The sequence below is a fragment of the Xenorhabdus siamensis genome, assembly GCF_037996745.1.
GTDB classification, from domain to species: domain Bacteria; phylum Pseudomonadota; class Gammaproteobacteria; order Enterobacterales; family Enterobacteriaceae; genus Xenorhabdus; species Xenorhabdus indica.
This window is the reverse complement of the sequence record NZ_JBBMXE010000005.1, coordinates 238,412-251,176: the sequence shown is the minus strand read 5'-3', so window position 1 is coordinate 251,176 and position 12,765 is coordinate 238,412. Positions and strand designations below refer to the sequence as shown.

Here is a 12,765-nt window from a genome sequence, read left to right as displayed (position 1 = left end):
GAATGAAAAATGTCTGAGAAAAAAAGCTTCTGGGCTAGTTTGTTCGGCAAACAAAAAATGTCCACCTGCTGTGCGGTACGTATCGAGGAAGTGTCTGAAGAATCCACCAAAGATTCAGGAGTAAAACCGACATCCTGCTGCGATACACGGATAGAACCGGTAAGAGAAAGCAACCTCGGTTCTTCCAATTCTGAACAGAAGAAAGATAGAACAAAGAAAGGGGAGTAGGTATAAGCATGAAACAATATGAATTTGACCAGAGAATAGAGGAAGTGCAGCATTATTACGGTGATACGCTAGTAGATAAGGAGGATTTAGCTACTAAGGTTTGTACTGTGGAAGAGCAACCTACTAATACTATCAAATCCATTTTGGCGAAAATTCATCCCAAGGTACAAATGCGTTTCTACGGGTGTGGCATACCATTCCCTCCGTTACTGGAAGGGGCAACGGTACTTGACTTAGGTTGTGGCGGAGGGAGAGATTGCTTCGTGTTATCCAGCCTAGTCGGCGAGCAGGGTAGTGTTATTGGTATAGATGCCACTCCTGAACAAATTGCCTTCGCTCAGAGTCATATCGATCATCACCGTGAAGTTTTTGGTTATGCCAAAAGCAATGTCAGTTTTTTGCAAGGCCATATTGAGGCACTGGATAAGCTAAACCTTCCACCTGAAAGTGTCGATGTCATTGTCTCGAACTGCGTAATCAACTTGTCAATGGCTAAAGCGGATGTATTGACTGGTATGGCAAAGTTACTCAAGCCTGGGGGGGAAATTTACTTTGCCGATATTTTTTCAGATCGCAGGCTAGCACCAGAATTGAAACAAGATCCACTCATCGTGGGTGAGTGCATAGGCGATGCATTGTATTTCGAGGATTTTATTCATTTGGCGCGACAGGCCGGATTTCTTGATGTGAGAGTTACTGCCAAGACATTGAAAACCATATCTAATCCTATAATTGCGGCTAAACTTGGGGGAGCAAGATTATATTCTATTACTCTGCGATTGTTTAAGATGGATCTGGAGGAGGGCTGCGAGGACTACGGTCAAGTTGCTATCTATAAAGGAAAGTTGCCGGAAGCACCTGACCGTTTTATGTTGGACATTGGTCATTCTTTTGAGACTGGGCGTGCTGTACCCGTATGTCGTAATACGGCTGATATGATAAAAAACAGTCGATATAGTGTGCTATTTGATGTTATCGGCGAAGGGCTTCAACATTATGGTTCTTTCCAGTGTGGAACTTATCAGCAGCCCGTGTTCTCTATTGAATCTAACGCTTCCGATAGGGCTAGTTGTGGGTGTTAACAATATTTCAATGTCATCAACTACAGTGCATAGTTCTGCACACTGGGGACTATAGGGGAATGTTTTGAAAATAGAAAAATAACGCGATGCTCGACTTCAACATCCTATAACGTTGGCTTGTTGAAGCCAGTCGCGTTGACTTTTACCTTGTTGAAAATTGGCAAAAATACCCAAGGTGTGAGAAAGCAGTTTTCTGGCAATTCGATTACTCAAATGCCACAAATCCCGTGCCCAGCACTTCTCGATAGCAAATTGTCCGGCGAGTTGACCAATCACGGTTTCAATTAAACGGCGTTTGGCGTTAATGACCCTTCTCGTTTTTCTGGGGATGGGATCATCCATATTGGCACGCACGGGGGTAATCATTTCAATATCCTCTGCTTTCATTCCCTGTTTAAATAGCCTTTATCACCCAGCAAACAGCCTTTTATCGAGCTGATCACATCTCAGGTTGCTTCACGCTCACTGACATTGGCGGGCGTCAGTGTAAACCCGGTTACCACGCCGATTTCGTCTATCATGAGATGCCCTTTGAAGCCGTAGTAAGTTTCGTTTTTGACAGCGCAGTACCCATAATCGGCTTGTCCTCTGAAGTTGGCACTGCCTTTTGCTCTTTTAAATCCACAGACGGGCAGCGGAAATCCGTCGATAATATGTACCGGCCTGTCGAGCGCGCCCAATAACTTCGCCAGCTTTTCTTGCAGTTGTTGTTTAACAACCCAAAGATTCGAAATCTGTTTAGCGAACCCAAATGCTGTGACATAGCCTTTTGTTCCTTTATTTCTCTATTTTTGACGACTTAAAGTTATAAAGGAGCGGCTATGTCATTTCAACTCATCATAAAAGTCGAGTATCGCGTTAACTTAAATAAAAAATATAAAGCAGAATATCTTAATGTAAATCAATATCGCTCTCTAAGAATTGATTTTTAGAATTGCTGGTCACGACTCCAAAGCGTTATGTTGCAGTTATTTCACTATGCCAACATCTTACGTATTATGAACAGACTCGATCTATGACTGATGGTTCTACAGCGGATAGTTCAGTTGCCAATGGAATATAGGCGCGAATGGATAACCCACCTTTCTCACTTCTGCCTATGTCAAGATAACCGTCATGTTTGTCGATGATGCGGCGGATAATCGCAAGCCCCAAGCCGACGCCACTATTATGATGATGGAGTTTATTACTGTAACTCTGTTTTCCCTGCCTGAAAGGCTGAAACAAAATTGTTGCTTCTTCTTGTGTTATACCTGTCCCATTATCTTCTATTTGAAACCAGCCAAATTGTTCAGTAGCCCCACTACTGATGCGAATCCAACCATTGCCATAGCGATGGGCATTAGTGAACATATTCGCCAGAACACGTTTAACTGAAAGCGGATTAGCCATAATGAAAACAGGAGCAGTGGACAGGTTATCTTCGATATTTTTTTCGGCATTATTATTATTTTCTGTGTTCGTCTTCTCTGCCATTACCGCTTTTTCTGCACCAATCACGTCCTCAATAAGTTGATTTAATTCACAGCGGACTATTATGGCATCCAGCCCGGCCTGCTGGTAATTGATAAATTGATTAATGATCGTGTTGCACTCTTCAATATCACGAATAATCGACTCATACAGGAAATCATCTTCTCCACCAATCATTTCGATCGCTAACCGTATACGAGTCAGTGGGGTACGTAAATCATGGCTTATGCCTGCCATAAAAATGACACGCTCATCCTCCAATGATTTAACTCTCACTGACATTTGATTAAATGCCCGGATAACTGACTGGATGGCAGGTGCTCCTGATTCAGGTAATGCCGTAACAACTTTCCCTTTTCCCATCTTTATTATTGCTTGTTGTATGGCGGTTAGGTGCTGTTTTTGGGCACGCAGATAAAACCAGAATGCCGTAGAAACGGATAATACTGTCGTCAACACACTGATGAAGATATACGGTAACACACTAATAAATGGCGATTTTTCTAGAAACGATGATTTTTCCAGTACTAATAATAGTAGATAAGCGGCCAAAGAACTGACCGTCAGACTGCCCAACAGCATCGCCAATATCCAATACAGGGCACGGTGGAATATACTATGCCGTTGGAGCCTGAATTTTTTCATGCTTTCTTTCCAGTTATGCTTTACTACAATTTATATATACCTTGCTAATTATTAATCTAACCTTGATAGCTCACGCCTTACTACCGTCAGGAACAAAAACATATCCTAGTCCCCAAACAGTCTGGATATAACGAGGATGGGCAGGATCTTCTTCAATCAAACGACGTAAACGGGAAACCTGCACATCAATGGAACGCTCCATCGCACCATACTCCCTGCCTCGTGCCAGACTCATCAGCTTATCCCGTGATAAAGGTTCGCGGGGATGGGATACCAATGCTTTCAGTACAGAGAATTCACCACTGGTCAGGGACAGTTGTTCATCTTTATGAAACATTTCACGAGTCCCAAGATCCAGCTTAAACTTACCAAAGGTGACTATCGCGTTATCCGGTGTCAGGGCGCCAGACAATTCATTAGAGTGACGGCGCAGGACAGCACGGATACGTGCCAATAGTTCCCGCGGATTAAAAGGTTTGGCAAGGTAATCATCTGCACCGATTTCCAAACCAACAATCCGGTCAACTTCTTCCCCTTTCGCGGAGATCATAATGATGGGCAGCGGGTTATGCTGGCTTCTCAATCTTCGACAGATAGATAGCCCATCTTCGCCCGGCAGCATTAAATCCAGTACAATCAATTGAATAGATTCTCTGGTCAACAATCGATCCATCTGCTCTGCATTTGCCACACAACGAACTTGAAAACCCTGCTCCGATAAATAGCGCTCCAACAATACGCGTAAACGCATATCATCATCAACAACAAGGATTTTGTAACTCTCTTGCATGTTTCAGCTCCCAAGATGTTCCATGCTCGCAATATCCATTATTCTCACAGAAAATCCATGCTCTAAAAGATATTAAGGTCATGTATTCTATGAATATCTATAATATTGGCAATGGTTGCTTATGTTTCTGTTTTTCATCCTTGTTTTCCTGTTTCCATTTACACCTGATTTTTATGCTTCCAGTGGCTGGTAACTAATTTCCAATATCCAGTAAACCACCTTACCATTAGGTGTCATGACGGTAATTTCATCATCGACCTGCTTACCAAGCAACGCCCTTGCCACAGGTGAATCAATTGAAATCCATTTTTTTGCAGGGTCAAATTCATCCGGCCCCACTAAGCGAAAAATATATTCTTCGGCGTTTTCGTTTTCGACTTTAACCCAGGCCCCAAAAAAAACTTTTCCTTCCTGCCGCGGATCAGCATCCACAATTTGCAGAACATCCAATCTCTTGGATAAAAAGCGCACACGGCGGTCAATTTCCCTTAACCTTTTTTTACCATAAATATATTCTGCATTCTCTGAACGATCCCCCAATGCGGCTGCATCAGACACAGCCTGAGTGACTTTTGGGCGCTCAATTTTCCAGAGATACTTCAGTTCTTGATCAAGCGCCAGCCAGCCTTCTCGGGTAATGTAGTTACTTTTGCCCATGAAAACCCCACTTGAGAAAATATGATTAATGGCGCAGTACTATATCTTAACCGTGCAGATATTCGATGAATTCTGTCGCAACCTGACAGAAATATTGTGCTATACCTGATAGATTTCGAGCTGCATCACAACAACAAGTAACAGCCCAAAAACAAGTAACCTGAAAGATAAAAGGCATAAACTGGAAATTATCGCGCTCTGTACGTATATAATGGAGTCAAGTTTGAACCCTGTCAGCATCTGTACTTAATGGATTTCAAGTTGCTGCCATCAAAAGGCAATTTGAATGAAGAGTAGATCAGATAAATTTATCACTGTCTGCTGATAGCTACAGACGCTGAGAAAGTTAAAGAAAACAGACCATGAATGAATCTTTAAGTCGAATCATTGCTGGTGAGCTACAGGCTCAACCACAACAAGTCCTGGCAGCTATTACCTTACTTGATGAAGGAAATACTGTTCCCTTTGTTGCCCGTTACCGTAAAGAGGCCACAGGTGGTCTGGATGATACACAGCTTCGCCAGCTTGAAAACCGCCTTGGTTATCTACGCGAGCTGTCAGACCGTCGCCAGACTATCCTAAAATCCATTGAAGAACAGGGAAAATTAACGGATGAACTGGCTGAAGCTATTAATACCACTCTGAGCAAAACCGAACTGGAAGACCTCTATCTACCCTATAAACCTAAGCGCCGTACCCGTGGGCAGATTGCCATTGAGGCCGGGCTGGAACCATTAGCAGACCTGCTGTGGCAAGACCCACAGCAAGAGCCGGAATCGGCTGCAAGTGCTTATGTTGATGCTGACAAAGGCGTTGCAGATACCAAAGCCGCATTGGATGGTGCCCGCTATATCCTGATGGAACGTTTTTCTGAAGATGCCTCTTTGTTGGTGAAAATACGTGAATATTTGTGGAAAAATGCACATCTGGTTGCCAGAGTTGTTGAAGGTAAAGAGGAAGAAGGTGCCAAATTCAGCGATTACTTTGACTACCATGAAGCTATCACCTCTGTACCATCCCACCGCGCCCTTGCCATGTTCCGTGGACGCAATGAAGGTATCCTGCAACTGTCCCTGAATGCTGATCCTCAATTTGAAGAATCCCCTAAGGAAAGTTACTGCGAACAGATCATCACAGAGCATTTGAACCTGCGCCTGAATAACGCGCCGGCTGATAATTGGCGCAAGGCTGTTGTGAACTGGACATGGCGCATTAAGGTGCTGTTACATATGGAAACCGAACTGATGGGGACGCTGCGCGAAAAAGCTGAAAATGAAGCGATCAACGTTTTCGCCCGTAACCTGAACGATCTGTTGATGGCAGCACCTGCGGGAATGCGTTCAACAATGGGATTAGATCCGGGTCTCCGCACAGGAGTAAAAGTTGCGGTTGTAGATGCGACAGGCAAACTACTCGCTACGGATACCATTTACCCGCATACTGGTCAAGAAAACAAAGCAGCGGCAGCCGTTGCAGCCTTATGTAGCAAATACAATGTTGATCTGGTAGCTATCGGTAATGGTACTGCATCCCGTGAAACAGAACGCTTCTTTGCCAATGTTCAGAAACAGTATCCTGACGTTACTGCGCAGAAAGTCGTGGTCAGCGAAGCTGGCGCATCTGTTTACTCCGCTTCAGAGCTAGCCGCACAAGAATTCCCTGATTTGGATGTTTCTCTGCGTGGAGCTGTCTCCATCGCCCGTCGTCTGCAAGATCCCTTGGCAGAACTGGTGAAAATCGACCCTAAATCCATTGGTGTCGGCCAGTATCAGCACGATGTCAGCCAAACCCTGCTAGCCAAAAAACTGGATACAGTCGTTGAGGATTGTGTAAACAGCGTTGGTGTCGATCTGAATACTGCCTCAGTTTCCTTGCTGACCCGCGTAGCCGGCCTGACGCGCTCTGTCGCCCAGAATATCGTGAATTGGCGTGACAAAAATGGTCGTTTCAACAACCGTGCAGAATTATTAAAAGTTCAACGCCTTGGGCCAAAAGCCTTTCTGCAATGTGCGGGCTTCCTGCGCATTAATCAGGGCAATAACCCGCTGGATGCTTCCACCGTTCACCCAGAAGCCTATCCGGTCGTTGAAAAAATTCTGACAATAACAAAACAGACTTTGCCGGAACTGATGGGTAATCCAGCCGCTCTGCGCAATTTGAAGGCTCAGGATTTCACAACTGAAAAATTCGGTATTCCAACAGTCACCGATATCCTGAAAGAGTTGGAGAAACCCGGTCGTGATCCACGCCCTGAGTTCAAAACAGCGACTTTCGCCGACGGTATTGAAACAATGAATGATCTGCAAACAGGTATGATTCTGGAAGGCACTGTCACCAATGTCACCAACTTTGGTGCTTTCGTTGACATTGGCGTGCATCAGGATGGATTAGTGCATATCTCTTCCCTATCCAATCACTTTGTGGAAGATCCACACTCCGTCGTAAAAACAGGTGATATCGTGAAAGTCAAGGTGATGGATGTTGACCTGAACCGTAAACGTATTGCCCTGACGATGCGCCTTGATGAACAGCCGGGTGAAACACCAGCTCGCCGTGGCAGCACTCAGGGGGGTAATCGTCATGAACGTAATAGCAATGAGCGCGGCAAAAATGGCAAAGGTCGCCATAATTTCCGTGCATCAAACTCTGCACCATTGGCCAACAGTATCATGAGTGATGCGTTGGCTGCCGCTCTTGAGAAAAAACGTTAATCTCTTTCAATAAAATATTTCCCGAACTGGCCCGACTGGGCCAGTTTATTCTGGTCAATAAGACGAATTTTAATTAATGTAATCTTATTTCTATTTCTGAAAACATTTCTCAATCATATACATAAAAAAACATGACCTTCATTGTGATGACTTTATTTTATTGGCAATATAATAAATTTAAATAGGTGATAATGGCTGACGTTCCTCATTAATAACCCGTATAATTCATCACGCAATATATTTAATAATCAATATATTTCATAATAACACATGCCATAATAATGGTAATTTATTTAATAAAATTAAAAACATAGCAAAAATTCAAATTGTTAAGGAATAATTTATGAATAAATATGTCCAAAGCAGTTTTGACTTACTCAGCAATATAAGATTTTTTAATCTTGCCACTAATGATCCAGACGCAGAATCAGTTTGGTCATCGACGCTCTTTTATATTCCTAAATATAATCCATTAAGTTTAATTTGGTATTCAAAACAAGATACCCGGCACTCTCAGGAGCTGTGCATGAACCCTTGTGTCAGCGGTACAATATACAGTAGCATCGCTATGCCTGACTCATCGTTGATACTCGCAGGTTCTCAATTCATTGGTCATGCCTATCAAGTCCCCGACGATGAATTACAAGAAACATATGATTACTTCTTCCTGAAAACTTATCCAGATGAGAATATCAGAAAGAAAAAGGCCCGTCCTATCACTGATTATTATGGTAATGCGATACGCCGTTTCTACGAATTGAAAATTGAAGCATGGTGGGTGTATGACTCGACACTTTGGAGTGAGCACCAGGATGATGCCCGTGTTCCGGTGCCATTAAGTGACCTACTTCATCCACCAAAAATTAATGAGTAAAACAAAATATATTTGAAAAATTCATAGAAAAAATAAATATCAACAAGCTCCATTTCTTATTGGAGCTTGTTATTAGCTCTCCCCAACATTCTTTACATAACTTTAATTTCAATAAAATCATCATTAATCTGATTAATATCAACTTATTCCATCATCATTCGTGATAAATACTGATAGATACATAGTATTGGTATTGCATATTATTCTCATTAGTACTTTAATTCAAAATAATTAATGTACTTTTTTCTTGTGAATTTTGCCTTATTGAGGATAATAATTCTCATAATCACTAACTTTCGAATTTTGGCGGAATGTTATATGTTATTGACTCCAAATCAAAGCTATAAAATTCTGGGATTCTTTCCACAGATAAATCCAGCATACAGACAGAAGTTATTGTCTCTGGGAATGTTACCCGGTTCCACATTTCAGGTCATCCGGGTAGCGCCCTTGGGCGATCCCATTCAAATAGAAACACGCAGAGTCAATCTTATCCTCCGTAAAAAAGACTTAGCATTCCTCACATTAGCAGTAAATCCAGCAGAATGAAGTCTAAATTCAGTACAGTCTAAACTGAATGTAATGACATGCAATATTCCTAATCAGTAAAAAGTATGATGAAGCAATTAACTATAGGTTTGATCGGTAATCCCAACTCTGGGAAAACCACTTTATTTAACCAACTTACAGGCTCCCGACAACGAGTCGGTAACTGGTCTGGAGTTACCGTTGAACGTAAAACTGGGCATTTTTCCACCCAAAATCATCAAATAGACCTTGTCGACCTTCCCGGTACTTATTCTCTTACTACCATTTCTGAACAAACCTCGATTGACGAGCAAATTGCCTGCCACTACATACTGAGTAGTGAAGCTGATATGTTTATCAACGTCGTTGATGCTTCGAATCTGGAACGTAATCTCTATCTTTCGTTGCAAATTATCGAGCTTGGCATTCCCTGTATTATTGCCCTGAATATGTTGGACATCGCCAAAAGCCAACATATCAACATTGATATCACAGCACTGGAACAACGCCTTGGTTGTCCGGTGATCCCACTCGTTTCTACCCGTTCTACAGGGATAGACGCGCTGAAAGATGCCATTGACCAATATCAACAAACTCTTCGGCCGATGTTGGTTAATTACCCCAAAACCTTATTGCAGGAAGTCGATCTTCTCGCCAGCCAGATCTCGGAGAAATTCAATCCACAACAACGTCGTTGGATCAGCTTACAGGTACTGGAAGGTGATATTTACAGCTTTACACGTTCGGGCCTGACTCAGAAGCAACTGACTGAAAGTAAAACCCGCCTGCAACAGCAGCAAATTGAGGAGCCGGAACTGATTATTGCTGACGCCCGCTATCAAGCGATCAACGCATTGTGTTTGGCAGTCACTGATATCCACTCCGCAATCCCCAATAAGCTGACTCAGACGATGGACAGAGTTATCCTCAATCGCTGGCTAGGTGTACCTATCTTTCTGTTTGTCATGTACCTCATGTTCGTATTGGCGATTAATATTGGTGGTGCCTTACAGCCTATCTTTGATGGTGCTTCTTCTGCTATTTTCATTGATGGTATGCAGTGGCTCGGCCATACACTCCACTTCCCCGGCTGGCTGACGATTTTCCTTGCGCAGGGCATCGGAGGTGGTATCAATACCATGCTGCCATTGGTTCCGCAGATCGGCATGATGTACCTGTTTCTTTCTTTCCTTGAAGACTCTGGCTATATGGCCCGGGCAGCATTTGTGATGGACAGATTGATGCAATCTTTGGGATTGCCGGGTAAATCCTTCGTCCCACTAATTGTTGGCTTCGGTTGTAACGTCCCGGCCGTGATGGGCTCCAGAACGCTGGATGCTCCACGCGAAAGACTGATTACTATCATGATGGCCCCATTTATGTCTTGTGGTGCACGGCTGGCTATTTTCGCCGTCTTTGCCGCAGCCTTCTTTAATAAACAGGGCGCAAGTATCGTCTTTTCTCTGTATATCCTCGGTATTGTCGTTGCTATCCTGACAGGCCTACTGCTCAAATTCACCATAATGCGTGGCGAAGCATCACCTTTTGTCATGGAGCTGCCGGTATACCATGTTCCCCATGCCAAAACCCTGCTAATCCAGACCTGGCAACGTCTGAAAGGATTTGTCATCCGTGCGGGTAAAGTGATTGTTGCCGCTAGTATGCTTATCGGCGCTCTCAATAGTTTTTCTTTCTCTGGCAAGACCGTGGACAATATCAACGAATCTGCTCTGGCGTCTGTCAGTAAAGTCATCACTCCAATCCTTCAGCCTATCGGTGTACATGCTGAGAACTGGCAGGCAACTGTCGGCCTGATCACGGGAGCAATGGCAAAAGAGGTCGTTGTCGGTACACTGAATACGCTTTATACCGCTGAAAATATCACTAAACAACCATTCAATCCGGATGAGTTTAATTTGCTGGATGAGCTGAAAGGTTCAGTGACAGAAACATGGGATAGTCTGAAAGAAGTATTGACTCTCAGTGCCTTGTCTAACCCGATTGAAGCCAGCAAAGGCGATGGCGATATGGACAGTAGTTCTATGGGAGTGATGAGCGTTAAATTTGGTTCAACTATCGCCGCCTATAGTTACCTGATTTTCGTTCTGTTATACGTTCCCTGCGTTTCTGTCATGGGAGCTATTGCCCGTGAGACCAGCCGTGGCTGGATGACTTTTTCCATTCTATGGGGATTAAACGTCGCCTATTCTCTGGCTGCGCTGTTCTATCAGGTCGCGACGTTTTCTGCACATCCGCAAAGCAGCTTGCTCACTATTTTGGCTGTCATTCTGTTTAATCTATTTGTCTTTATTGGCTTACGTCGCGCACGCAGCAAAGTCACAATTGCACTGAATAGTACCAAAAACCATTGTACTAAAGACCACAGCACCAAAGACCGGAGTTGCGAATGTTCCGGCGGTAGCTGTCACTAGGAGCCATTATGATCAGCCTGTTGCAAATCCGGGATACCGTTGCCCTTAATGGACGTACCGATGTTAGATCGTTGAGCCATCAGCTTTCAGCACCACAGTCCATAGTAGAAGCTATGCTCAAGCAACTGGTGACAATGGGTAAATTGGAGGAAGTGGATATTTCCTCCTGCCTGAGTGGTGGCTGTAAGCAGTGCCCGGAAACACAAAAATGCGATGTTAAGGCGTATCAATTGGTGATAAAAGATTAAGCAATATCTCATATTTCCCCGTTAGGAATACTTAAGCAGATTGCCTAAGGCAGACAAATGTCATATAGTCTTTATGACATTTGTCATTTTTTTGGGGAGTGATTTATGAGAATCTATGTACCAAATGATACGATCGGTAAGAAAGCTCTCTGGCGCTCTGTCGGACTACCAGCAAATCGGGGAAGTGATCTGATCGAAACCTTACAAGCTGGATTACCACTTGATGTGCTGGATAATCTTCATCGAGACTCAGAAATATCTAAAGCCGATATTCTTCGCATTGCTGGTATCAATGAACGTAATGTTGCACGTCGTAAAAGTTCTAGTCGCCCATTTTCACCTGATGAAAGCGAACGTATAGCTCGCTTGGTTCGCGTGTTTGATGCAGCCATCAATTTCTTCAATGGTGATAAAGAAGCAGCCTATCATTGGCTTAAAGAGCCTGTTAAAGGGCTAGGTAATATTGCACCGATTTCCCTTATCTCAACAGAAAGTGGTGCTCTTGAAGTGATGGATCTCATTGGCCGCCTGGAACATGGTGTTATTGCATGATTTTTTACCGATTAGTCAAATCCATTCATGCTAATGAAGCATGGACAGGGTATGGAGCCAAAAGATTTGGTGGGCGCTGGAACCATAAGGGATACCATGCTGTCTATGTGTCCAGCTCCATCGCCCTTGCTACACTAGAACTGTATGTCCACACCTCGAAAGAAAGCCTTCTTGAAGAATACCAGCTATTTTCTATTGAATTAGCAGATAAAAATGTGGATTACCTGGATCACAGCTATCTTCCTGATAACTGGAGGCGTGATCCCACACCTGTTTCAACCATGAATATAGGTAGTGGCTGGTTAAGTGCGGCAGAAAATGTCGCTCTGATAATTCCTTCTTGTATAGTTCCTTACGAAAACAACGCCATTATCAACCCAAACCACCCTAAATTTTCCACAGCCATTGAATCAGTTAAAGAATTAGACTTTACATTCGACCAACGCCTAATTCGTTAACAACAGCACGGTAATTCACTTATCCATTGTGATAAATTGAAAAATAAAAACCGTTTTCTTATTATTTCATATGCAGTTTTATTATTA

General features: G+C 43.3%; 12 protein-coding genes and 1 pseudogene. 9 read left to right on the top strand and 4 right to left on the bottom strand.

Features of this window, described 5'->3' with window-relative positions:
* Positions 1 to 9: 9 nt before the first annotated feature.
* Both AAC852_RS05070 and AAC852_RS05065 read left to right on the top strand, forming a co-directional pair.
* A complete protein-coding gene (locus AAC852_RS05070) occupies positions 10 to 228 on the top strand; it encodes a hypothetical protein (protein WP_340620085.1) in 219 nt (72 codons plus the stop codon).
* Positions 229 to 236: 8 nt separating this feature from the next.
* Positions 237 to 1,310: a methyltransferase domain-containing protein gene (locus AAC852_RS05065; protein ID WP_340620084.1), complete on the top strand. Its 1,074-nt coding sequence runs from the start codon at positions 237 to 239 to the stop codon at positions 1,308 to 1,310.
* Positions 1,311 to 1,406: 96 nt separating this feature from the next.
* Here the strand turns inward: AAC852_RS05065 and AAC852_RS19925 are convergent.
* From AAC852_RS19925 to greB, 4 genes and pseudogenes are all read right to left on the bottom strand, one after another.
* Positions 1,407 to 2,056: pseudogene (locus AAC852_RS19925) on the bottom strand (IS982 family transposase); the annotation flags it as partial.
* Positions 2,057 to 2,306: 250 nt separating this feature from the next.
* On the bottom strand, positions 2,307 to 3,428 hold the full coding sequence (locus tag AAC852_RS05050) for an ATP-binding protein (RefSeq protein WP_340620082.1): 1,122 nt from the start codon (positions 3,426 to 3,428) through the stop codon (positions 2,307 to 2,309).
* 70 nt (positions 3,429 to 3,498) lie between these two features.
* Positions 3,499 to 4,218 (bottom strand): osmolarity response regulator transcription factor OmpR, encoded by a 720-nt coding sequence (ompR, locus tag AAC852_RS05045; protein ID WP_340620081.1) that lies wholly within the window; start codon positions 4,216 to 4,218, stop codon positions 3,499 to 3,501.
* Positions 4,219 to 4,389: 171 nt separating this feature from the next.
* Positions 4,390 to 4,875, bottom strand: coding sequence for a transcription elongation factor GreB (gene greB, locus AAC852_RS05040; RefSeq protein ID WP_340620080.1), 486 nt, complete (start codon positions 4,873 to 4,875; stop codon positions 4,390 to 4,392).
* Between the two features lie 362 nt (positions 4,876 to 5,237).
* Between greB and AAC852_RS05035 the strand changes: the two genes are divergently transcribed.
* From AAC852_RS05035 to AAC852_RS05005, 7 genes are all read left to right on the top strand, one after another.
* Complete coding sequence (locus AAC852_RS05035) at positions 5,238 to 7,586, top strand: Tex family protein (RefSeq protein WP_340620079.1); 2,349 nt, start codon at positions 5,238 to 5,240, stop codon at positions 7,584 to 7,586.
* A 343-nt stretch (positions 7,587 to 7,929) separates the two neighbouring features.
* Positions 7,930 to 8,460 carry a pyridoxamine 5'-phosphate oxidase family protein gene (locus AAC852_RS05030; RefSeq protein ID WP_340620078.1) on the top strand — a complete coding sequence of 177 codons (531 nt, stop codon included), beginning with the start codon at positions 7,930 to 7,932 and terminating at the stop codon, positions 8,458 to 8,460.
* Positions 8,461 to 8,778: 318 nt separating this feature from the next.
* Positions 8,779 to 9,009: a ferrous iron transporter A gene (gene feoA, locus AAC852_RS05025; RefSeq protein WP_038261750.1), complete on the top strand. Its 231-nt coding sequence runs from the start codon at positions 8,779 to 8,781 to the stop codon at positions 9,007 to 9,009.
* A gap of 68 nt (positions 9,010 to 9,077) precedes the next feature.
* Positions 9,078 to 11,420, top strand: a complete 2,343-nt coding sequence (feoB, locus tag AAC852_RS05020) for a Fe(2+) transporter permease subunit FeoB (protein ID WP_340620241.1) — start codon at positions 9,078 to 9,080, stop codon at positions 11,418 to 11,420.
* 8 nt (positions 11,421 to 11,428) lie between these two features.
* The gene (locus AAC852_RS05015; protein ID WP_340620077.1) at positions 11,429 to 11,668 is read left to right on the top strand and encodes a FeoC-like transcriptional regulator; all 240 of its coding nucleotides are present in this window, start codon (positions 11,429 to 11,431) and stop codon (positions 11,666 to 11,668) included.
* A gap of 105 nt (positions 11,669 to 11,773) precedes the next feature.
* Complete coding sequence (gene parS / locus AAC852_RS05010; RefSeq protein ID WP_340620076.1) at positions 11,774 to 12,220, top strand: type II RES/Xre toxin-antitoxin system antitoxin; 447 nt, start codon at positions 11,774 to 11,776, stop codon at positions 12,218 to 12,220.
* Positions 12,217 to 12,678, top strand: a complete 462-nt coding sequence (locus tag AAC852_RS05005; RefSeq protein ID WP_340620075.1) for an RES family NAD+ phosphorylase — start codon at positions 12,217 to 12,219, stop codon at positions 12,676 to 12,678. The genes parS and AAC852_RS05005 overlap by 4 nt, the downstream gene beginning before the upstream one ends.
* Positions 12,679 to 12,765: the final 87 nt, after the last annotated feature.

Coding starts and splice junctions, on each gene's coding strand:
- AAC852_RS05070 (WP_340620085.1), top strand. CDS start 10: ATGTCTGAGAAAAAAAGCTTCTGGGCTAGTTTGTTCGGCAAACAAAAA.
- AAC852_RS05065 (WP_340620084.1), top strand. CDS start 237: ATGAAACAATATGAATTTGACCAGAGAATAGAGGAAGTGCAGCATTAT.
- AAC852_RS05050 (WP_340620082.1), bottom strand. CDS start 3,428: ATGAAAAAATTCAGGCTCCAACGGCATAGTATATTCCACCGTGCCCTG.
- ompR (WP_340620081.1), bottom strand. CDS start 4,218: ATGCAAGAGAGTTACAAAATCCTTGTTGTTGATGATGATATGCGTTTA.
- greB (WP_340620080.1), bottom strand. CDS start 4,875: ATGGGCAAAAGTAACTACATTACCCGAGAAGGCTGGCTGGCGCTTGAT.
- AAC852_RS05035 (WP_340620079.1), top strand. CDS start 5,238: ATGAATGAATCTTTAAGTCGAATCATTGCTGGTGAGCTACAGGCTCAA.
- AAC852_RS05030 (WP_340620078.1), top strand. CDS start 7,930: ATGAATAAATATGTCCAAAGCAGTTTTGACTTACTCAGCAATATAAGA.
- feoA (WP_038261750.1), top strand. CDS start 8,779: ATGTTATTGACTCCAAATCAAAGCTATAAAATTCTGGGATTCTTTCCA.
- feoB (WP_340620241.1), top strand. CDS start 9,078: ATGAAGCAATTAACTATAGGTTTGATCGGTAATCCCAACTCTGGGAAA.
- AAC852_RS05015 (WP_340620077.1), top strand. CDS start 11,429: ATGATCAGCCTGTTGCAAATCCGGGATACCGTTGCCCTTAATGGACGT.
- parS (WP_340620076.1), top strand. CDS start 11,774: ATGAGAATCTATGTACCAAATGATACGATCGGTAAGAAAGCTCTCTGG.
- AAC852_RS05005 (WP_340620075.1), top strand. CDS start 12,217: ATGATTTTTTACCGATTAGTCAAATCCATTCATGCTAATGAAGCATGG.